The organism is Streptomyces monticola (assembly GCF_042665355.1).
Lineage (GTDB): Bacteria > Actinomycetota > Actinomycetes > Streptomycetales > Streptomycetaceae > Streptomyces > Streptomyces monticola.
In genome coordinates, this window is the sequence record NZ_JBHTCF010000011.1 from 1 (window position 1) to 20608 (window position 20608).

20 protein-coding genes are annotated in these 20608 nt (G+C 71.5%); 16 read left to right on the top strand and 4 right to left on the bottom strand.

Translation table 11 applies throughout. The features are described 5' to 3' along the window. The 4 genes from ACFQVC_RS24020 to ACFQVC_RS24035 all read left to right on the top strand — a co-directional run. The coding region (locus ACFQVC_RS24020; protein ID WP_381833966.1) for a biotin/lipoyl-containing protein at positions 1-770 on the top strand (770 nt) is incomplete at its 5' end. A gap of 128 nt (positions 771-898) precedes the next feature. Continuing rightward, positions 899-1270 (top strand): hypothetical protein, encoded by a 372-nt coding sequence (locus tag ACFQVC_RS24025; protein ID WP_381833969.1) that lies wholly within the window; start codon positions 899-901, stop codon positions 1268-1270. A 6-nt stretch (positions 1271-1276) separates the two neighbouring features. Continuing rightward, entirely contained in the window at positions 1277-2284 is a 1008-nt protein-coding gene (locus tag ACFQVC_RS24030) for a hypothetical protein (RefSeq protein WP_381833972.1), read from the top strand. Positions 2285-2349: 65 nt separating this feature from the next. Next, the gene (locus ACFQVC_RS24035; RefSeq protein WP_381833975.1) at positions 2350-2928 is read left to right on the top strand and encodes a TetR/AcrR family transcriptional regulator; all 579 of its coding nucleotides are present in this window, start codon (positions 2350-2352) and stop codon (positions 2926-2928) included. A 117-nt stretch (positions 2929-3045) separates the two neighbouring features. On the opposite strand, the gene ACFQVC_RS24040 is transcribed toward ACFQVC_RS24035, so the two are convergent. Further along, the gene (locus tag ACFQVC_RS24040; protein WP_381833978.1) at positions 3046-4023 is read right to left on the bottom strand and encodes a DeoR/GlpR family DNA-binding transcription regulator; all 978 of its coding nucleotides are present in this window, start codon (positions 4021-4023) and stop codon (positions 3046-3048) included. Between the two features lie 198 nt (positions 4024-4221). Continuing rightward, positions 4222-5670, bottom strand: a complete 1449-nt coding sequence (locus ACFQVC_RS24045; RefSeq protein ID WP_381833981.1) for an NAD(P)H-quinone dehydrogenase — start codon at positions 5668-5670, stop codon at positions 4222-4224. Between the two features lie 116 nt (positions 5671-5786). Between ACFQVC_RS24045 and ACFQVC_RS24050 the strand changes: the two genes are divergently transcribed. From ACFQVC_RS24050 to ACFQVC_RS24085, 8 genes are all read left to right on the top strand, one after another. Continuing rightward, entirely contained in the window at positions 5787-6224 is a 438-nt protein-coding gene (locus ACFQVC_RS24050; RefSeq protein ID WP_381833984.1) for a gamma-glutamylcyclotransferase family protein, read from the top strand. A gap of 339 nt (positions 6225-6563) precedes the next feature. After that, positions 6564-7376, top strand: coding sequence for a purine-nucleoside phosphorylase (locus ACFQVC_RS24055; protein WP_381833987.1), 813 nt, complete (start codon positions 6564-6566; stop codon positions 7374-7376). An 88-nt stretch (positions 7377-7464) separates the two neighbouring features. Then, on the top strand, positions 7465-9111 hold the full coding sequence (locus ACFQVC_RS24060) for a phospho-sugar mutase (RefSeq protein ID WP_381833990.1): 1647 nt from the start codon (positions 7465-7467) through the stop codon (positions 9109-9111). 198 nt (positions 9112-9309) lie between these two features. After that, entirely contained in the window at positions 9310-10548 is a 1239-nt protein-coding gene (locus tag ACFQVC_RS24065) for a hypothetical protein (RefSeq protein WP_381834718.1), read from the top strand. 173 nt (positions 10549-10721) lie between these two features. Beyond that, a complete protein-coding gene (locus tag ACFQVC_RS24070) occupies positions 10722-11390 on the top strand; it encodes a PH domain-containing protein (RefSeq protein ID WP_381833993.1) in 669 nt (222 codons plus the stop codon). Positions 11391-11591: 201 nt separating this feature from the next. Further along, positions 11592-12542: a deoxyribose-phosphate aldolase gene (gene deoC / locus ACFQVC_RS24075; protein ID WP_381833996.1), complete on the top strand. Its 951-nt coding sequence runs from the start codon at positions 11592-11594 to the stop codon at positions 12540-12542. A gap of 5 nt (positions 12543-12547) precedes the next feature. Continuing rightward, positions 12548-13993 carry an aldehyde dehydrogenase family protein gene (locus ACFQVC_RS24080; RefSeq protein WP_381833999.1) on the top strand — a complete coding sequence of 482 codons (1446 nt, stop codon included), beginning with the start codon at positions 12548-12550 and terminating at the stop codon, positions 13991-13993. Then, a complete protein-coding gene (locus ACFQVC_RS24085) occupies positions 13986-14888 on the top strand; it encodes an aldehyde dehydrogenase family protein (RefSeq protein WP_381834002.1) in 903 nt (300 codons plus the stop codon). Before ACFQVC_RS24080 ends, ACFQVC_RS24085 begins: the two co-directional genes overlap by 8 nt. A gap of 127 nt (positions 14889-15015) precedes the next feature. Here the strand turns inward: ACFQVC_RS24085 and ACFQVC_RS24090 are convergent, their stop codons facing one another. After that, positions 15016-15441 carry a hypothetical protein gene (locus tag ACFQVC_RS24090; RefSeq protein ID WP_381834005.1) on the bottom strand — a complete coding sequence of 142 codons (426 nt, stop codon included), beginning with the start codon at positions 15439-15441 and terminating at the stop codon, positions 15016-15018. 164 nt (positions 15442-15605) lie between these two features. On the opposite strand from ACFQVC_RS24090, the gene ACFQVC_RS24095 reads away from it, so the two are divergent. After that, positions 15606-16289: a uridine kinase family protein gene (locus ACFQVC_RS24095; RefSeq protein ID WP_381834008.1), complete on the top strand. Its 684-nt coding sequence runs from the start codon at positions 15606-15608 to the stop codon at positions 16287-16289. Positions 16290-16546: 257 nt separating this feature from the next. Here the strand turns inward: ACFQVC_RS24095 and ACFQVC_RS24100 are convergent, their stop codons facing one another. After that, positions 16547-17296, bottom strand: coding sequence for a SigE family RNA polymerase sigma factor (locus tag ACFQVC_RS24100; protein ID WP_381834011.1), 750 nt, complete (start codon positions 17294-17296; stop codon positions 16547-16549). A gap of 227 nt (positions 17297-17523) precedes the next feature. On the opposite strand from ACFQVC_RS24100, the gene afsQ1 reads away from it, so the two are divergent. From afsQ1 to ACFQVC_RS24115, 3 genes are read left to right on the top strand one after another with little or no spacing between them, the layout of a single operon-like run. After that, positions 17524-18201: a two-component system response regulator AfsQ1 gene (gene afsQ1, locus ACFQVC_RS24105; protein WP_381834720.1), complete on the top strand. Its 678-nt coding sequence runs from the start codon at positions 17524-17526 to the stop codon at positions 18199-18201. 5 nt (positions 18202-18206) lie between these two features. Further along, complete coding sequence (locus tag ACFQVC_RS24110) at positions 18207-19832, top strand: ATP-binding protein (RefSeq protein ID WP_381834014.1); 1626 nt, start codon at positions 18207-18209, stop codon at positions 19830-19832. Then, a complete protein-coding gene (locus ACFQVC_RS24115) occupies positions 19829-20596 on the top strand; it encodes a hypothetical protein (protein ID WP_381834018.1) in 768 nt (255 codons plus the stop codon). The genes ACFQVC_RS24110 and ACFQVC_RS24115 overlap by 4 nt, the downstream gene beginning before the upstream one ends. Positions 20597-20608: the final 12 nt, after the last annotated feature.

Genomic DNA, 20608 nt, shown 5'->3' on the forward strand with positions numbered 1-20608 from the left:
GGATCAACGGTGAGGACCCGGGCCGTGGCTTCCTGCCCGCGCCGGGCACCGTCACCCTCTTCGACCCGCCCTCGGGCCCCGGCGTCCGCCTGGACGCGGGCGTCGAGTCGGGCTCGGTCATCGGCCCGGCCTGGGACTCGCTGCTCGCCAAGCTGATCGTGACCGGCGCCACCCGTCAGCAGGCCCTGCAGCGCGCCGCCCGCGCGCTCGCCGAGTTCAAGGTCGAGGGCATGGCCACCGCCATCCCCTTCCACCAGGCCGTCGTCGTCGATGAGGCGTTCGGGCCCGAACTGACCGGCTCCGCAGACCCGTTCAAGGTCCACACCCGCTGGATCGAGACCGAGTTCGTCAACGACATCAAGCCGTTCGCGGCCACCCCCTCGGAGACGGAAGAGGACGAGGCGGGGCGCGAGACGGTCGTCGTCGAGGTCGGCGGCAAGCGCCTTGAGGTCTCCCTGCCGTCCTCGCTCGGCATGTCCCTGGCGCGTACCGGCCTTGCGGCGGGCGCCAAGCCCAAGCGCCGGGCCGCGAAGAAGTCGGGCCCCGCCGCCTCCGGCGACACCCTGGCTTCTCCCATGCAGGGCACGATCGTCAAGGTCGCCGTCGAAGAGGGCCAGGAAGTCGCGGAAGGCGACCTGGTCGTCGTGCTCGAAGCGATGAAGATGGAGCAGCCGCTCAACGCCCACAAGGCCGGCACCATCAAGGGACTCACCGCCGAAGTCGGTGCCTCCCTGACCGCCGGCGCCGGCATCTGCGACATCAAGGACTGACGTTTCGTACGTCTTCCGTCTGTACGGCCCTACGACGAGGGGCTCCCGGCATACACCGGGAGCCCCTCGTCGTATGAGCGCCCTATGCTGGCCCCGAATCGGCGGTGGGCACGGGGAGTTGGGGCGTCGTGGAGATCCGGGTCAGGGTGGTCGGCGACGACGCGTCCCCCGAAGCGCTGAGCTCGCTGCGCGCATGGCTGGAGGACGCGCGGCGGTGGCGGATCACGCCGGGTGACGATGCCTTCGAGCTGGTGGTCGAGCTGGCGGGCGGGCCCGGCGGGGGCCGTGAACTGACCGAGCTCGGTGCGCTCGTGGACTCCTGGCGGCGGACCCGGGCCGACGCGGTGGCGGCAGCGTTGAGCGGCCCCGAACCCGATGCGTACGGTGGCATCGCCCCCTTGGACAGCCACTCCTCCTCGGAGCCGGACGACGCCCACGCGACCGGCAACACCCCGCCGGGCCCCGTCATCGACCCCGGTGACGACTGGCCGAGGGAGTAGCCGTCCGTGGGAGATATCGCCAAGGGAGTACTGGGCGGCGGCTGGTCGCTGCTCGTCGGGTGGGTGCTGCCGTCCGCGATCAATCTGGCCGTGCTCTTCTTCGCCGTGGCGCCGAGTCTGCGCGGCCACTTCGATCTGGTCGACCAGGCCTGGCCCGCGTCGAAGGGCGACACGGGGCTGCTGCTCCTGATCGGCGCCGTCCTGCTCGGCCTGGTACTCAACGCCCTGCAGACGCTGCTCTACCGCTTCCTTGAGGGGTACGTGCTGTGGCCCGCGCGTGCCTACGAGCGTGGCTGCCGGGTGCAGCGCGCCCGCAGGCAGCGCATCGCGGACCGGCTCGCGCACCCGGGACCGCGGCTCTCGCCGATCCAACTGGGCGTACTCCAGGAGCGGTTGGACCGCTATCCGCACAGCCCCGACCAGATCGGCCCGACCCGCCTGGCCAACGCGATCCGCCGGTTCGAGGAGTACGGCCACGACCGCTACCGCCTGGACACCCAGGTGTTGTGGAACGAGTTGAACGGCTCGGCGCCCGCGCAGACGAGCCGGCAGGCGGAGACCTCCCGGACGAATGTCGACTTCTTCGTGGCGCTGCTCTACGGCCATGCCCCGGTGGCAGCGGCCGCCCTTGCCGCGCTGCCACTCGACCCGACCCGGGCCGGGCTCCTCGTCGTCACGGCCGTTCTGCTGGCCGCCCTGATCCCGCTGTGGTACCGCTCGGCGGTGGTGGCGACCGATGAATGGGCGGCTGCGGTAAGGGCGTTGGTGAATCTGGGCCGTAAGCCGCTGGCGGAGGCGCTCGGCCTCGAACTGCCGCAGGACCTGGGCCGTGAGCGGGAGATGTGGCAGCTGGTGACGCGGATGTCACGGCGGCCGTATCACCCGGCGGCCGATGAACTCCTCGGCCCGTTCCGGGTGTCCCCCGCCGAGCCGCGCTGCCCGCTGTCCGGCTCTCCCGCCGCACCTGTCACCCCGGCCGCACCGCCCGCACCGCGCCCCGGGGACGTACCGTGACCGGCTGATCCCGCACGGTGCGGATGGCATCCTGGAGGGAGACGAACTCAGGGAGGTCGGGAGCCATGACGACAAGCACCGGGCGGACACCGGCGCGTCCGATGCGTGCCGACGCCCGGCGTAACTACGACCGTCTGCTCACCGAGGCCCGTGCCGCGTTCGCCGCGCAGGGCACGGATGCGTCCCTGGAGGAGATCTCGCGCCGCGCGGGGGTGGGGATCGGCACGTTGTACCGCCATTTCCCCAATCGGCACGCGCTGTTGAGCGCGGTCTTCGAGGACGCGGTGAGGGCGCTGCTCGGGCGCTCCCGTGAACTGCTGGACGATCCGCAGCCCTGTGCGGCTCTTGTGGCGTGGCTGCGGGCGATCGTCACGCACGCGTGTGAGTACAGAGGCCTCTCCCGCGCCCTGCTCTCCTGCTCCCGTGACGAGAGTTCGGCCCTCGCGCGGTGCAGTACGCCACTGACCGAGGCGGGCCGCGCCCTTCTCGTACGGGCCCAAGAGGCTGGATCCGTACGCCCGGAGATTACGATCGGTGACCTCCTCCAGCTCACCAACGCGATCGCGCTCGCGGCAGAAGAGACCCCCGACGACCCCGAACTGGCCGACCGCCTCCTCACGCTGACGCTGAGAGGCCTGAGCTAGTCCGAAGGTGCGTGCGGGGGTGCGAGGTTCCGTGCGTTCCGGGCTTTCCTTGCGTTCCGGACATTCCATACACACCGGTTGTGCCGTGTGTTCCTCCGGGTGCGAGGTGCTGTGGGCTCACCTGCGCCGGAGGTCTGCCACCCGGGCCTGGGCCCGCTCGGCGCTGCCGGCGGACGACTCGGCCAGGGCACCCGCGCTTCTCAGCTGGGGCGCTCCCGGGCCGCCGTTCCTGCGCTGACCCGGGAGCGGTACGTCCCTGCGGCGGCCACGCCCCGAGGGGACGGAGGACTCTCCCCCGCCGCCGCCCGGCTCGGAGTTGCCCGCGACGGCGACCTGGACGCCCTGGTCGGCGAGGGCCTGGAGTTCCGTGGCGGCGCGGTCGTCCCCCGCGGGGGGCTGGTCCGTCACGAGTCTCGTGATGACGTCCGTGGGCACGGTCTGGAACATGGTGTCCGAACCGAGCTTCGTGTGATCGGCGAGGACCACGACTTCGGCGGCGGCCTGGACGAGGGCGCGGTCCACGGAGGCCGAGAGCATATTGGACGTGGAGAGCCCGCGCTCGGCGGTGAGACCGCTCCCGGAGAGAAAGGCACGGGAGACCCGCAGCCCCTGGAGGGACTGCTCCGCACCGCTTCCGACCAGGGCGTAGTTCGTGCCACGGAGGGTTCCGCCGGTCATCACGACTTCCACACGATTGGCATGGGCCAGCGCCTGGGCGACCAGGAGGGAGTTCGTGACGACGGTGAGGCCGGGTACCCGGGCGAGCCGGCGGGCCAGCTCCTGGGTCGTCGTACCCGCGCCGACCACGATGGCCTCGCCCTCTTCGACGAGGCTCGCGGCGAGATCGGCGATGGCCGTCTTCTCGGCGGTCGCGAGATGGGATTTCTGCGGAAAGCCGGACTCCCGCGTGAACCCGCCCGGCAGTACCGCACCGCCATGCCGGCGGTCTAGGAGTCCTTCCGCCTCCAGTGCCCGCACATCCCGCCGTACGGTCACTTCGGAGGTCTGGACTACGCGGGCGAGCTCACGGAGGGAAACCGCTCCGTTGGCGCGCACCATTTCGAGGATCAATTGGCGACGTTCTGCAGCGAACACGAAACTGACAGTAACCCCAACGACCGTCTGGTTTCAGCAGTTTGCGCCGAATAACAGAAGTTGTTCGCACGGTGGCATCGTTAGTGGTATACGCAGGCCCAGTCCCCCGGCATAGTCCGGGCGACTGGGCCTGATGTGCTGCGTGAGGTCTCAACTGCCCCTTGATCAGGGAGTTTTACCGTCCGGCGAGGTGGTGGTTCAGGCCTCTCCGGCCATCTTCCGCGTGTGCAGCTGCCGCGCCACTTCGGCGATCGAGCCGGACAGGGAGGGGTACACGGTGAACGCGTTCGCGATCTGTTCCACCGTCAGATTGTTGTCGACCGCGATCGAGATGGGATGGATCAGTTCCGAAGCGCGCGGCGCCACGACCACTCCGCCGACCACGATGCCGGTGCCGGGGCGGCAGAAGATCTTCACGAAGCCGTCCCTGATGCCCTGCATCTTGGCGCGCGGGTTGCGCAGGAGCGGCAGCTTCACGACCCGGGCGTCGATCTTGCCCGTGTCGACATCGGCCTGGCTGTAGCCGACGGTGGCGATCTCGGGGTCGGTGAAGACATTCGACGAGACCGTCTTCAGGTTCAGCGGCTGCACGGCGTCGCCGAGGAAGTGGTACATCGCGATCCGGCCCTGCATGGCGGCGACCGAGGCGAGCGCGAAGATGCCGGTGACGTCACCGGCCGCGTAGACGCCGGGGGCGCTGGTCCGCGAGACCTTGTCGGTCCAGATGTGGCCGGACTCCTTGACCTTGACCCCGGCCTCCTCCAGGCCCATGCCCTCGGAGTTCGGAATGGCGCCGACCGCCATCAGACAGTGCGAGCCGGTGATCACCCGGCCGTCCGCGAGGGTCACCTCGACCCGGTCGCCCACGCGCTTGGCGGAGGCGGCACGGGAGCGGGCCATCACGTTCATGCCGCGGCGCCGGAAGACGTCCTCGAGCACGGCGGCGGCGTCCGGATCCTCGCCGGGCAGGACCCGGTCGCGGGACGAGACGAGCGTGACCTTGGAGCCGAGGGCCTGGTAGGCACCGGCGAACTCGGCGCCGGTGACACCGGAGCCGACCACGATGAGTTCCTCGGGGAGCTCCTCCAGGTCGTACACCTGCGTCCAGTTGAGGATCCGCTCCCCGTCCGGAAGGGCGTCCGGGATCTCGCGCGGGTGACCGCCGGTGGCGATCAGGACGGCGTCCGCCGTGAGGGTCTCCTCGGTGCCGTCGGCGGCCCGGACGACGACCTTCCGCGAACCGTCCATGGCCTGCTGGCCCTCGAGGCGGCCGCGGCCGCGCAGGACCCGGGCCCCCGCACGTGTCACGGAGGCGGTGATGTCATGCGACTGGGCGAGTGCGAGCCGCTTCACCCGGCGGTTGACCTTGCCGAGGTCCACGCCGACGACGCGGGCCGCCTGGTCGATGTGCGGGGTGTCGTCCTCGACGATGATGCCGAGCTCTTCGTACGACGAGTCGAAGGTGGTCATCACCTCGGCCGTCGCGATCAGGGTCTTGGACGGTACGCAGTCGGTGAGCACCGACGCCCCGCCCAGACCGTCGCAATCGACGACGGTCACCTCCGCGCCGAGTTGAGCGGCCACCAGGGCCGCTTCATATCCGCCTGGTCCGCCACCGATGATCACGATCCGAGTCACGTACTCCATTGTCCCGCACGCTTCAAGAGGCTTCGCCCCGGGGGCTCCAGTCGGGGGGCCGGGGCCCTCCGGGCGGCTCCGGCGACCGCACGACCCCCGGCGGCCACTGCCGTACCCTCGATCCCATGTCGCTCTACGCCGCGTACGCCGGCAATCTCGACGCGCGGCTCATGTCCCGCCGCGCACCGCACTCGCCGCTGCGCGCCACCGGCTGGCTGAACGGCTGGCGGCTGACGTTCGGCGGGGAGCACATGGGCTGGGAGGGTGCGCTGGCCACGGTCGTGGAGGCCCCGCGCTCGCAGGTCTTCGTCGCGCTGTACGACATCGCGCCCATGGACGAGGAGTCCATGGACCGCTGGGAGGGCGTCGGCCTGGACATATACCGGCGCATGCGGATCCGGGTGGAGACCCTTGAGGGCGAGATGCCCGCATGGGTGTACGTCCTGAACGGATACGAGGGCGGCCTGCCCTCGGCCCGCTACCTGGGCGAACTGGCGGACGCCGCGGAGTCGGCGGGCGCACCGCACGACTACGTGATGAGCCTGCGCAAGCGTCCCTGCTGAGCGGCTGGGGGAAGTTGGTGCGGTTCGTCGTGCCCCGAAGGGGCGCGGGGCTGTATCGATATGCGGCTCCGCCGCGATGGGGGTCCCCCCTGATCGATATGCGGCTCCGCCGCGATGGGGGTCCCCCCTGCTCGAGCGGAGCCGAGAGCTTGGGGGAGCGACCAGCCACGACGCACCCGCAGGTGTCATACCGGACTTCCCGCGGAGCGCCTAGCAGGCGCTTGACGGCGCGGTGGCCGACAGCAAGGTCACTCTTGGCGGAACCTACAACGCAACGATCCCGACACTGTTGGCGGCAGCGTCTACGCGCGTAGGACTTCAACGGCTACCCTCATCCGCGTGAACGCATCTGTTACCCCCGCCGACCCGTACGCCGCCGCCGACGAAGCCGCCGCGCGGCTGCGCGAGATCACCGGCGCCGAGTCCCATGACGTCGCCCTGGTGATGGGCTCGGGCTGGGCCCCCGCCGTCGACGCGCTCGGCGAGCCCGAGGCCGAGTTCCCGGTCACCGATCTGCCCGGCTTCCCGCCCCCGGCCGTCGAGGGCCACGGCGGCAAGATCCGCTCGTACAAGATCGGTGACAAGCGCACCCTTGTCTTCCTCGGCCGCACCCACTTCTACGAGGGCCGCGGGGTCGCCGCCGTCGCACACGGTGTGCGCACGGCCGTGGCCGCGGGCTGCAAGACCATCGTCCTGACCAACGGCTGCGGCGGTCTGCGCGAGGGCATGCGCCCCGGCCAGCCGGTCCTGATCAGCGACCACATCAACATGACGGCCACGTCGCCGATCGTCGGCGCCAACTTCGTCGACCTCACCGACCTCTACTCGCCGCGGCTCCGCGCCCTGTGCAAGGAGATCGACGCCAGCCTCGAAGAGGGCGTCTACACGCAGTTCCCCGGCCCGCACTACGAGACCCCGGCCGAAATCCGTATGGCCCGCACCATCGGTGCCGACCTGGTGGGTATGTCCACCGTGCTCGAGGCCATCGCGGCCCGCGAGGCCGGTGCCGAGGTGCTCGGCATCTCCCTGGTCACCAACCTGGCCGCGGGTATGACCGGTGAGCCCCTCAACCACGAGGAGGTCCTCCAGGCCGGCCGCGACTCCGCCGCGCGGATGGGCGCCCTGCTCACGCAGGTGCTCGGCCGGATCTGAGCAGTCTGCCGCCGGCCTGCCGCAGCGAGCGCGCCGGCGGCGGGGGCGGCAGCGGTGACATACGCAGAGACGAAAGGCTGAGGCAGACGTGACAGACGCACAGGGCGCCGGACTGATCGACCGGGCCAGGGCCTGGCTGGCCGAGGACCCCGACCCGGAGACCCGCGAGGAACTGGCCAAGCTCATCGACGCGGAGGCGCTCGACGAACTGGCCGACCGCTTCGGCGGCACCCTGCAGTTCGGCACCGCGGGACTGCGCGGCGAGCTCGGCGCGGGCCCGATGCGCATGAACCGCTCCGTCGTCATCAGGGCGGCGGCGGGCCTGGCCGCGTATCTGAAGAAGAACGGCCAGGACGGCGGGCTCGTCGTCATCGGATACGACGCCCGGTACAAGTCCGCCGACTTCGCGCGCGACACCGCGGCCGTCATGACCGGCGCGGGACTGCGCGCCGCCGTGCTGCCCCGGCCGCTGCCCACGCCCGTACTGGCCTTCGCCATACGGCACTTGGGCGCCGTCGCGGGCGTCGAGGTCACCGCGAGCCACAACCCGCCCCGGGACAACGGCTACAAGGTCTACCTCGGCGACGGCTCGCAGATCGTGCCCCCGGCGGACACGGAGATCGCCGCCGAGATCGCGGCGGTGGCCGCACTCGCCGACGTACCGCGCCCCGAGGACGCCGGGGAGGTGCTCGGCGACGAGGTCCTGAACGCCTATCTGGCCCGCACGGACGCCGTGCTCGCAGCCGGCTCCCCGCGCACCGCCCGCACCGTCTACACACCGATGCACGGCGTCGGCAAGGACACCCTGCTCGCCGCCTTCGCCCGCGCGGGCTTCCCGGCGCCGGTGGTCGTGCCCGAACAGGCCGAGCCCGACCCGGACTTCCCGACGGTCGCCTTCCCCAACCCGGAGGAGCCGGGCGCGATGGACCTGTCCTTCGCGGCCGCCCGCGAGGCACGGCCCGACCTGGTCATCGCCAACGACCCGGACGCCGACCGCTGCGCCGTCGCCGTACCCGACGGCGGCGACTGGCGGATGCTGCGCGGCGACGAGGTGGGCGCGCTGCTCGCCGCCCATCTGGTGCGCCGTGGCGTCGGCGGGGTCTTCGCCGAGTCGATCGTGTCGTCCTCGCTGCTCGGCCGGATCGCCGAAGCCGCCGGGCTCGGCTACGAGGAGACGCTCACCGGCTTCAAGTGGATCGCCCGCGTGGACGGACTGCGGTACGGCTACGAGGAGGCGCTCGGCTACTGCGTCGACCCCGAGGGCGTACGCGACAAGGACGGCATCACCGCCGCGCTGCTCATCACCGAGCTGGCGTCGGAGCTGAAGGAGCAGGGCCGCACGCTCCTCGACCTCCTGGACGACCTGGCCGTCGAGCACGGTCTGCACGCCACCGACCAGCTGTCGGTGCGCGTGGACGACCTGTCCCTGATCGCCGCCGCGATGCGCAGGCTGCGCGAGCACCCGCCGACCGTGCTCGCGGGCCTGCCGGTGGTGCGGGCCGAGGACCTCACCCAGGGCACCGAGACGCTGCCGCCCACGGACGGCCTGCGCTACACGCTCGACGGGGCCCGCGTCATCGTCAGGCCCAGCGGCACCGAGCCCAAGCTGAAGTGCTACCTGGAGGTCGTCGTGCCCGTCGAAGGCGGCCCCGGCGGCCTGGGCGCGGCCCGCTCCCGGGCGACGGAACGCCTGACGGCCCTGAAGCGGGACTTCGCGGAGGCCGCGGGGATCTGAGGGTCCGTACCGCACTCGGACATGTGAAGGCCCGTACGGCACGCGTATACGTGAGGGGCGGCGGTCACCGTGAGGTGGCCGCCGCCCCTTGCGTGCCCCCGGACGAGTGATTCCCGCATGGCACTCGACGCAGCGGTGCGCGGCGCCGCCGGTCGCCCGAGGAAGGTTGACCGGTAGCGCACGACCGAGTCCCAGGAGCTGCCGCCCGTGTCCGCGACCACCGAGGCCCCCGAGCACGACCGGAGCCTCCCCGCTGCCCGACCGTCCCGTCGCTCCCGCCTCCGTCCCCGCCCCCAGGACGCGTTCCGCACAAGCCCGTCGGTGCCGCAACGCGTGCGCCGCTCGCTGCGCCGCGCCGCCCCGGCGATCGCCGCATACGTGGGCGTCCGCGTCATCGGCCTCGCCGTGCTCACCGTATGGGCGCACGCACAGGGCCACGGCGTCTGGCCGATCCTCGCCCACGCCTGGGACTCCAACTGGTACCTGGGCATCGCCGACCACGGCTACGCGCGCGAGCTCGGCACCACGTACGACTCCAACAACCTGGCCTTCTTCCCGCTCTACCCGGTCCTGGTGAAGGCCTTCGCCGCCGTCACGCCCGGCTCGCGCGCCACCGTCGGCCTGGTCATCGCCGTCGTCTGCTCCCTGTTCGCGGCCTGGGGCGTGTTCGCGGTCGGCGACCGGCTGCACGGCCGCAGGGCGGGCATCCTGCTCGCCGTGCTCTGGGGCGCGCTGCCCGTCGGCCTGGTCCAGTGGATGGGGTACACGGAGTCGCTGTTCACGGCCTGCGCCGCCTGGTCCCTGTACGCGGTGCTCACCGGCCGCTGGCTGTGGGCCGGTTCGCTCGCCGCGCTCAGCGGCCTCACCCGGCCCACGGGCATCGCCCTCGCCGCCGCGGTGTCGCTCGCGGCGCTGCTCGCCCTGCGCGGCCGCTTCTCCTGGCGGATGCTCGCCGGCGCGGCCCTCGCCCCGCTCGGCTGGCTCCTGTACGTCGGCTGGGTGGGCCATCGCGTCGGGCGCTGGGACGGGTACTTCGCCGTCCAGCAGCTGTGGCACAACGAACTCGACGGCGGCATCGAGACCCTGCGCATGCTGCGCAGCCTGTTCTTCTACGACTCGACGCCCGAACTGTTCCTGGTGATGGTCTCGTCGGTCCTGATCGGCTCGGTGCTGCTCTTCCTGCTGAGCGTCCGCGGCGGCCAGCCCCTGCCGCTCCTGGTCTTCACCGGGCTGCTGCTCCTGATCGTGCTCGGCAGCGGCGGCGTGTACTTCCCCCGGGCCCGCTTCCTCGTACCCGGCTTCCCGCTGCTGCTCCCCCTGGCCCTCCTGATCGCCCGCGCCCCACGCCGCTGGGCGCGGACCGCCGTGACGGCGGCGGTACTCGGGTCGGCGTACTGCGGCGCGTACATGGTGCTTGTGTGGCCGAGCGCGCCCTGAGGGCCCCGGTCACGGAACGGCGCGCCCCGCACGCCCGGTCACGGGCGCAGCTCGGGATCCTCGATCACCTGCGGCGACACGAGGAGCGCGGGGGCGCCCCGGGCCCACCAGGAGCACCCGCCTCCGAGTCCCCGGGTTACGGCCCGCCGCCGCCCTGGGGAACAATCGACCGCATGACAAGCCCCGACCCGCAGTCGCAGCCCGAACGGCGTCCCGACGAGGCCGAGGACGCGCCGAAGTACGCCGACCGCGTCTTCCGTTCGGCCTCCGGTATCGCCGGTGGTGTGCTGCTGCTCGCCCTCGCCGCCTGGCTCGGCGGCGACGCACTGGTGCGCGGCACCGGGCGCACCCCCTGGCTCGCGCTGGCCGGGCTGCTGTGCGCGGTGCCTCTGGTGATCGCCTACACCGTGCGGCCCGCCGTCTTCGCCAATGACGAGCGGCTGCGGGTCCGCAACCCCTTCCGCACGATCACGCTGCCCTGGGCCAGCGTCGAGGGCCTCAGGTCGGGGTACTCGAGCGAGGTCTTCGCGGGCGGCGGCGCGAAGTTCCAGCTGTGGGCGATCCCCGTCTCCCTGCGGGCCCGCAAGCGGGCGTCGCGGCGCCAGGCGCAGGCCGCTCTCGACGACCCGCACGGCCGCACCTCGGCCCTGCTGCCCAGCCGTAACCCCGCCCCCACCCGCGCCCCGGCCGACCAGGCGCTCGACGATCTGCGGGAACTCGCCGAGCTGCACGCGGACCATCCCCGTGCGCAGGGCGAGCCGACGGTGCGCTGGGCCTACGAGATCATCGCCCCGTGCGCGGCCGGCGCGGTCCTCCTGGTGATCCTGCTCGCCGTGATGTGACCGGGGCGGCCGGCGGCTCCGCACCGGCGGGCATCGATCACCGTCGTATCCCCGCCGGAGCCCCGCCGAATTCCCCCGTCGGATCCCCGTCGGATCACTGCCGCTTCCACCGGGCCCCGGCACCGTCAGATTCCGGCCCATCCGTCCCCGTACACCCCCTATACAAGCCGCTACGCGCGTAGATATGCTCGCCTGGTGACCATGCCCACCACTGCACCTGCATTCGCCGACGCCACCGCGTCCGACAGTGCGCTGCGCCGCTTCCTCCATGGGCTGCCCGGCGTGGACGCGGTCGGACTCGAGGCGCGCGCCGCCTCCCTCGGGACGCGCTCCATCAAGACGACGGCCAAGGCGTACGCCATCGATCTCGCCATCTCGATGATCGACCTGACGACCCTCGAAGGCGCCGACACCCCCGGCAAGGTCCGGGCGCTCGGCGCGAAGGCCGTGAACCCCGACCCGACCGACCGCACGACCCCGAGGACCGCCGCCGTCTGCGTCTATCCGGACATGGTGGCGGCCGCGAAGGAGGCCGTCGCCGGTTCGGGCGTCAAGGTCGCCTCCGTCGCCACCGCCTTCCCGGCCGGCCGGGCCGCGCTCGACGTGAAGCTGGCCGACGTCCGTGACGCCGTCGCCGCGGGCGCCGACGAGATCGACATGGTCATCGACCGCGGCGCCTTCCTCGCCGGCAAGTACCTGAAGGTGTACGAGGAGATCCGGGCCGTGAAGGAGGCCTGCGGTGCGCGGGCCAGGCTCAAAGTGATCTTCGAGACCGGCGAGTTGTCCACGTACGACAACATCCGCCGCGCGAGCTGGCTCGGCATGATCGCCGGGGCCGACTTCATCAAGACGTCGACCGGCAAGGTGGGGGTCAACGCCACCCCCGCCAACACGCTCCTGATGCTGGAGGCCGTGCGCGACTTCCGGCTGCAGACCGGGGTACAGATCGGGGTGAAGCCCGCCGGCGGCATCCGTACGTCGAAGGACGCCGTGAAGTTCCTCGTCCTCGTGAACGAGACCGCGGGCTCCGACTGGCTGGACAACCACTGGTTCCGCTTCGGCGCCTCCAGCCTGCTCAACGATCTGCTGATGCAGCGTCAGAAGCTCAGCACCGGCCGCTACTCCGGTCCCGACTACGTGACGGTGGACTGAGATCCATGACCATGAAGAACCAGACTTTCGAGTACGCACCGGCGCCCGAGTCGCGCTCGGTCGTCGATATCGCCCCGTCCTACGGCCTGTTCATCGACGGCGAGTTCACCGAGGCCGCGGACGGCAAGGTCTTCAAGACCGTCTCGCCCGCGACCGAAGAGGTGCTCTCCGAGGTCGCCCAGGCGGGCGCCGATGACGTGGACCGGGCGGTGCGGGCCGCGCGCAAGGCCTTCACGAAGTGGTCCGCGCTGCCGGGCGCCGAGCGCGCCAAGTATCTGTTCCGGATCGCCCGGATCATCCAGGAGCGCTCCCGCGAGCTCGCCGTGCTCGAAACCCTCGACAACGGCAAGCCGATCAAGGAGACCCGCGACGCCGACCTCCCCCTGGTCGCCGCGCACTTCTTCTACTACGCGGGCTGGGCCGACAAGCTCGACCACGCCGGATACGGCGCGAACCCGCGCCCCCTTGGCGTGGCCGGACAGGTCATCCCCTGGAACTTCCCGCTCCTGATGCTGGCCTGGAAGATCGCCCCGGCGCTCGCCACCGGCAACACCGTCGTCCTGAAGCCCGCCGAGACGACCCCGCTGTCCGCGCTGTTCTTCGCGGACATCTGCCGCCAGGCGGGACTGCCCAAGGGCGTCGTCAACATCCTTCCCGGATACGGCGACACGGGCGCCGCGATCGTCGCGCACGAGGACGTGAACAAGGTCGCGTTCACCGGTTCCACGGCCGTGGGCAAGGAGATCGCCCGCACCGTCGCCGGCACCGACAAGAAGCTCACCCTCGAACTCGGCGGCAAGGGCGCCAACATCGTCTTCGACGACGCGCCCCTCGACCAGGCCGTGGAGGGGATCGTCACCGGCATCTTCTTCAACCAGGGCCAGGTCTGCTGCGCGGGCTCCCGCCTCCTCGTCCAGGAGTCGGTCCAGGACGAGCTGCTCGACGCCCTCAAGCGGCGCCTTTCCACGCTGCGCCTGGGCGACCCGCTCGACAAGAACACCGACATCGGCGCCATCAACTCCGCCGAGCAGCTGGCCCGTATCACCGCACTCGCCGAGACCGGTGAGGCGGAGGGCGCCGAGCGCTGGTCCGCGCCCTGTGAACTCCCCTCGTCCGGCTACTGGTTCGCGCCGACGCTGTTCACCGGCGTCACCCAGGCACACACCGTGGCCCGTGACGAGATCTTCGGCCCGGTGCTCTCGGTGCTCACCTTCCGTACGCCCGAAGAGGCCGTCGCCAAGGCCAACAACACGCAGTACGGCCTGTCGGCGGGCATCTGGACCGAGAAGGGCTCGCGCATCCTCGCGGTCGCGGACCGGCTGCGCGCGGGCGTCGTCTGGGCCAATACGTTCAACAAGTTCGACCCGGCCTCGCCCTTCGGCGGCTACAAGGAGTCGGGCTTCGGCCGCGAGGGCGGCCGGCACGGTCTGGAGGCGTACCTCGATGTCTGAGCGCACTGAACAGCGACTGTCCGTCTTCAAGACCTACAAGCTGTACGTGGGCGGGAAGTTCCCGCGTTCCGAGAGCGGCCGGGTGTACGAGGTGACCGACTCAAAGGGCAACTGGCTGGCCAACGCCCCGCTTTCGTCGCGCAAGGACGCCCGTGACGCGGTCGTCGCCGCGCGCAAGGCCTTCGGCGGCTGGGCCGGCAAGACCGCCTATCTGCGCGGCCAGATCCTCTACCGCGTCGCGGAGATGCTGGAGGGCCGCCGCGAGCAGTTCGTCCGCGAAGTGGCCGAAGCGGAGGGCCTGTCCAAGGCGAAGGCCGCGGCGCAGGTGGACGCCGCGATCGACCGCTGGGTCTGGTACGCGGGCTGGACCGACAAGATCGCGCAGATCGCGGGCGGCGGGAATCCGGTCGCGGGCCCGTTCTTCAACCTCTCCTCGCCCGAGCCGACGGGTGTGGTGGCGGTGCTCGCCCCGCAGGAGTCGTCGTTCCTCGGCCTGGTGTCCGTGATCGCTCCGGTGATCGCCACCGGGAACACGGCGGTCGTCGTGGCGAGCGAGCGGGCACCGCTGCCCGCGCTCTCCCTCGGCGAGGTGCTCGCCACATCCGACCTGCCGGGCGGCGTGGTGAACGTCCTGTCCGGGCGTACGGCGGAGCTCGCGGCGCCCCTTGCCGCGCACCAGGACGTCAACGCGCTGGATCTGTGCGGGGCGGACGAGGTGCTCGCGAAGGAGCTGGAGGTCGCCGCGGCGGACAACCTGAAGCGGGTGCTCCGTCCACAGGCTGTGGACGCCGACTGGTCCGCAGACCCGGGGACTTCGCGTCTGACGCCGTTCCTGGAGACGAAGACGGTGTGGCATCCGACGGGGTCGCTCGGAGCTTCGGGGTCGTCCTACTGACCCCGCGCTGAGCCGGCGCTGAGCACGCGCCGAGCGGGCGCCAGCGAGGTCGCGGAGGACACCGGAAGGGGCGGGGCGGGGATTTCTTCCCCGCCCCGCCCCTTCCCGTAAGGCGTGCTGCCGGCCTTCAGCCCGGCAGCAGGCCCGTCGCCGTGCCTGCCACCGGCAGGTCCTTGAGGGAGCCTCCCTGGGCCAGCGGGCCCGTCACCGCGGAGGTGGAGACCGGCTTGAAGTCCGCGACCTGCGTGCCCACCGCGTTGTCGAGCGGGTCCACGCCCGTGCCCGCCAGCGGGTCGAGCTGCAGATGCTTCGCCGGCGCGAGGCCGCCCGCCGCCGAGCGGTGGATCGCCTGCTGCACGGCCTCGCCGGGCGTCGCCGCGTCGAAGTCGCCGATCGGCGTGGAGAGCCCGACCGACTGGGTCGCGGAGAGCGGCTGCGCGCTCGCCGTCGCCGCGCCGCCCGCGCCGAGGGCCGCGCCCGCCGCGGTGAGGGTGAGCCCGGCCCGCATCAGCGTGCGGTGCGCGGGCTGTCTGGGTGCTGCGTGTCGTGCCATGGGTAGCCACCTGTCAGGCCAGGTCGGGGACCTCGGATCCGTACTGCCGAAGGTTCCAAGATCCGTAATTGCGTGCACACGAAGCGTAGTTGAGATGTGACGCGGCTTCCAAAGGCCACCCCGTGGGGTCGCCTGCGCGGCGGAATGCCTCACACTGGTGTCCCGTGAGCGCCCATCCCCCGATACCGACGCGCGTCGTCCTGCTGACCGGCCCCTCGGGCGCCGGCAAGACGCGTCTCGCCGCCCTCTCGGGCCTTCCCGTGCTGCGTCTCGACGACTTCTACAAGGAGGGCGACGACCCGTCGCTCCCGGTCGTCGCGGGCGGCACCGACATCGACTGGGATTCCCCCGCCTCCTGGGACGCGGACATCGCCGTCGCCGCCATCGAGGAGCTGTGCCGTACGGGACGTACCCGCGTACCCGTCTACGACATCGCCAGCAGCGCCCGCGCCGGACAGGAGGGACTCGACATCGCGCGCACCCCGCTGTTCATCGCCGAGGGGATCTTCGCCGCCGACATCGTGGACCGGTGCCGTGACCTCGGCGTCCTGGCCGACGCGCTGTGTCTGCGCGGACGTCCGTCCACGACCTTCCGGCGGCGGCTGCTCCGCGATCTGAAGCAGGGACGCAAGTCGGTGCCGTTCCTGCTGCGCCGCGGCTGGCGCCTGATGCGTTCGGAGCGGGCGATCGTGGCCCGGCAGACCGCCCTCGGCGCGCACCCGTGCGGCAAGGAGGAAGCGCTCGGACGGCTCGCGGCGGCGGCCGCGGGACGGTGCGTGAAGGCGCGTGGCGCCTGGGGGAGTTCACCGGCCGGCGCGGCGCCCGGCTCCACGCCCGGGACGGCATAGGCGCCCGCCCAGTACTCGGCACAGGCACCCGCCCCGTATCCGGCACAGGCATCACCCCCGTACACACACGCACAGAAACAGGCGCCCGCCCCGTACCCGGACATGGCGACGGGACCGGTAAGACCCCCCGGCCTCCCGGTCCCGCTGCCTCTTTCCCCCGTGGGATCCCCCGTGATCCCCCGTTGTGACCCCCCTGGGCCTGCCCGCCGCCTCCCCCGAAGCGACGGCCCCCCTCAGCCTCCGGCCGGTCTGGGTGGCTATGCCACCAGCTCGCCGAAGGACTCCTCCTGGTCACGGCCGAAGCTGAGGACCTCGTCCTCGCGCAGCCGGCGCAGGGAGCGCCAGATGCTGGACTTCACCGTGCCGACACTGATGTCGAGAATGTCCGCGATCTCCGGGTCCGTACGGCCCTCGTAGTAGCGGAGCACGAGCATCGTCCGCTGCAGTTCGGGAAGGCGGGCCAGGGCCTGCCAGAGAACCGCGCGCAGCTCCGTGCCGCGCATCGCGTCCGTGTCGCCCGCCGTCTCCGGCAGCTCCTCGGTCGGGTACTCGTTCAGCTTGCGGCGCCGCCAGGCGCTGATGTGCAGATTGGTCATGGTGCGGCGGAGGTAGCCGCCCACCGCGGCCTTGTCGCTGATCCTGTCCCAGGCGCGGTACGTCGAGAAGAGGGCGCTCTGCAGCAGATCCTCGGCCTCGAAGCGGTCGCCGGTCAGGTGGTAGGCGGTGGCGTACAGGGAGGCGCGGCGCTCCTGGACGTAGGCGGTGAACTCCGCCTCCGAAACGGAGGTCCGCTCCCCCGTGGCCTCCCCGTACGCGGCTCCCCCGTTGTTGCCCCCGTGTGCGTCAACCACCGTCATGTACGCGGTGTGCTGACGCCCGGTGCCGCGAGCGCACCCCCGCCCGCTCACGGCACCGGACTTCTCGTGCTGGCCGGTGCTCCGCGCGGCGGTGAGGTCGTGCAGACGCGTGACAACTGCGCTTGAGCTGGTGCTGTGCAGCGTGTTCATCTCGCGCCCCCCGTCGTGGAAGTCCTGATCCAGCAGCCCCGTTCGGTGTGTCCCCGCTCGGTGCGTTCCGTGTGAGCAAAATCCTGCCCCGGGACTTTCATCGCGGTGTCCGCCGACTGTCACAGGGCTGTCACAGGGGCCCGCAGTCCGAGAGGTTGAGTGCGGGACATGTATGGGAGCGCTCCAACTGTCGAAACCCCACCGTGCCATGGGACAGAATGACCACCGTGCCTTCCCTGCTGCTGATCGAAGACGACGACGCCATCCGCACGGCCCTTGAGCTGTCGCTGACGCGCCAGGGGCATCGTGTGTCCACCGCCGCCACGGGCGAGGACGGTCTGAAGCTGCTGCGCGAGCAGCGGCCCGACCTGATCGTCCTTGATGTGATGCTGCCCGGCATCGACGGGTTCGAGGTGTGCCGGCGCATCCGGCGTACGGACCAGTTGCCGATCATCCTGCTCACCGCGCGCAACGACGACATCGACGTGGTGGTGGGCCTGGAGTCCGGCGCCGACGACTATGTGGTCAAGCCCGTGCAGGGGCGGGTGCTCGACGCCCGTATCCGGGCCGTGCTGCGGCGCGGTGAGCGCGAGGCCAATGACGCGGCGGTCTTCGGTTCGCTCGTCATCGACCGCTCGGCGATGACGGTCACCAAGGACGGCGAGGATCTGCAGCTCACCCCGACCGAGCTGCGGCTGCTCCTCGAACTCTCCCGCAGGCCGGGCCAGGCGCTCTCCCGCCAGCAGCTCCTGCGTCTGGTGTGGGAGCACGACTACCTCGGCGACTCACGGCTCGTGGACGCCTGTGTGCAGCGCCTGCGCGCGAAGGTCGAGGACGTGCCGTCGTCCCCGACCCTGATCCGTACCGTCCGTGGCGTCGGCTACCGCTTGGACACGCCTCAGTGACATCGGTGCGCAAGGGTCCCCGGCGGCTGTGGAGCAAAGCGCTGCTCGCCGGGCTGCGGTTCACGAGCCTCAGGCTGCGGCTCGTGGTCGTCTTCGCCCTGGTGGCGCTGACCGCGGCCGTCTCCGCGTCCGGGATCGCGTACTGGCTCAACCGCGAGGCCGTGCTCACCCGGACCCAGGACGCGGCGCTCAATGACTTCAAGGAGGCCATGCAGGACCGCGTGGCCTCCCTGCCGCGCGACCCCACCAAGGACGAACTCGACCGCACCGCCCGCAACATGGCCCACGGCAGCCAGGGGTACAGCGTGCTCCTGATCGGTGAGAATCCGGACGGCAGGACCGTCGTCGGCAACTCCGAGCTGGACGCCTTCACCCTCGACGACGTGCCGGGGTCGCTGCGCAAGGCGGTCAACGAACCGCAGTCCGCGGACTCGCACGGCGACAGCGGCGGCGACGGTGACTACCACCTGTTCTGGCAGCGCAAGGTCGAAGACGGCACCCCTTACCTCGTGGGCGGTACACGGGTGATGGGCGGCGGCCCGACCGGTTACATGCTCAAGTCCCTGGAGCCGGAGGCCAAGGATCTCAACTCCCTTGCCTGGTCGCTCGGGATCGCCACCGGGCTCGCCCTGATCGGCGCCGCGCTGCTCGCGCAGGCCGCCGCGACGACGGTGCTCAAGCCGGTGCACCGGCTCGGGGTCGCCGCCCGCCGGCTCGGCGAGGGCAAGCTCGACACCCGCCTGCGGGTGTCCGGCACCGATGAACTGGCCGAACTGTCACGGACGTTCAACTCCACGGCCGCTTCCCTGGAGAAGAAGGTCGCGGACATGAGCGCCCGCGAGGAGTCCAGCCGCCGCTTCGTCGCCGATATGTCGCACGAGCTGCGTACGCCGCTCACCGCGATCACCGCCGTGACCGAGGTGCTCGAGGAGGAAGAGGACTCTCTCGATCCGATGATCGCGCCCGCGGTACGTCTGGTCGTCAGTGAGACCCGGCGCCTCAACGACCTGGTGGAGAATCTGATGGAGGTGACCCGCTTCGACGCGGGCACCGCCCGTCTCGTCCTCGACGACGTGGACATCGCCGACCAGATCACCGCCTGTATCGACGCCCGCGCCTGGCTGGACGCCGTCGACCTCGACGCCGAGCGCGGCATCACGGCCCGCCTTGACCCGCGCCGCCTGGACGTCATCCTGGCCAATCTGATCGGCAACGCCCTCAAGCACGGCGGTTCGCCGGTCCGGATCTCCGTGCGCGAGGACGGCCGGGATCTGGTGATCTCGGTACGCGACCACGGCTCCGGCATCCCCGAGGAGGTGCTGCCGCACGTCTTCGACCGCTTCTACAAGGCCAGCGCGTCCCGGCCGCGCTCCGAGGGCAGTGGCCTCGGCCTGTCCATCGCCCTGGAGAACGCCCATATCCACGGCGGCGAGATCACCGCCGCCAACTCCCCCGACGGCGGTGCGGTGTTCACGCTCCGGCTGCCGCACGACGCCTCGGACGTCCTGCCCGGGGACGACGACGAGGCGGACGCCGAGGCCTGTCCCGAGAAGCGCCGGGGCAAGGACAAGGGGCCCGGCGACTGCGACGGCGACGGGACGGCACAGCAGGCGAAGAAGGCGGACCGATGACGGCACGGCAGGTACGCGGGGAGCCCGCCCACGAACAGCGCGTACGCCTGCGCACGCGCGCGGTGGAGCCCGCTCAGAAACCGCACGCACGCGTACGCACGCGCGTGCCCAAGCCCGCTTCCGATTCCGGCCGTGTCCGGTCCTCCGCTTCCGGCCGTGTCCGCTCCCTGGCCGCGCTGACCGCCGTCCTCACCGTGGCCCTGGCCGGCTGCGGTATCCGGGCCACCGAGGTGCCCACGGACTTCGGGGCCGCGCCGTCGCGGGTGCCGTGTGTGACCACGGCGGCGGATGTCTCGACCCAGTCGCAGACGGGCATCCCCGAGCAGATCTTCCTGGTGTGCGGCTCTCAGCTGGTCCGGGTGGACCGCACGGTACGGCTGCCCTCGGGCGGCGGCGCGGGCGAAGCGTCCGACCGGGTGCGGGTGGCGCAGGCGCTGCTCGACGAGTTGCGGGAGCCGCCCACGGAGACCGAGGAGCAGTCCGGCTTCACCTCCGACGTGAAGGGCCGGCCGCAGGTGTCCGGGCCCCGCGCGGGCGACGTGAAGTCGGCGCTTCGCCTGAACACCCCGCCCGAGCGGATGTCCCCGTACGAGCTGGCGCAGATCGTCTGCACCTTCGCGCACAGCGTGGCCGCGGCCGACGACGGCGCCGTGGTGATGGGCGGGCCCGACGAGAACTCGCCGCTGCGGCGGTACGAGTGCACGGAGGAGCTCAGGGCTCGTCCCGGGACCGTTCCGGCACCCGCGGAGACGGTCGGTTCGTAACGCTCGTATGCG

Bases quoted from the DNA above. Each gene is read 5' to 3' on its own strand.
- ACFQVC_RS24070 (WP_381833993.1), top strand. From the start codon at position 10,722: ATGACAAGCCCCGACCCGCAGTCGCAGCCCGAACGGCGTCCCGACGAG.
- ACFQVC_RS24045 (WP_381833981.1), bottom strand. From the start codon at position 5,670: ATGGAGTACGTGACTCGGATCGTGATCATCGGTGGCGGACCAGGCGGA.
- ACFQVC_RS24080 (WP_381833999.1), top strand. From the start codon at position 12,548: ATGACCATGAAGAACCAGACTTTCGAGTACGCACCGGCGCCCGAGTCG.
- ACFQVC_RS24090 (WP_381834005.1), bottom strand. From the start codon at position 15,441: ATGGCACGACACGCAGCACCCAGACAGCCCGCGCACCGCACGCTGATG.
- ACFQVC_RS24100 (WP_381834011.1), bottom strand. From the start codon at position 17,296: ATGAACACGCTGCACAGCACCAGCTCAAGCGCAGTTGTCACGCGTCTG.
- deoC (WP_381833996.1), top strand. From the start codon at position 11,592: ATGCCCACCACTGCACCTGCATTCGCCGACGCCACCGCGTCCGACAGT.
- ACFQVC_RS24035 (WP_381833975.1), top strand. From the start codon at position 2,350: ATGACGACAAGCACCGGGCGGACACCGGCGCGTCCGATGCGTGCCGAC.
- ACFQVC_RS24050 (WP_381833984.1), top strand. From the start codon at position 5,787: ATGTCGCTCTACGCCGCGTACGCCGGCAATCTCGACGCGCGGCTCATG.
- ACFQVC_RS24085 (WP_381834002.1), top strand. From the start codon at position 13,986: ATGTCTGAGCGCACTGAACAGCGACTGTCCGTCTTCAAGACCTACAAG.
- ACFQVC_RS24115 (WP_381834018.1), top strand. From the start codon at position 19,829: ATGACGGCACGGCAGGTACGCGGGGAGCCCGCCCACGAACAGCGCGTA.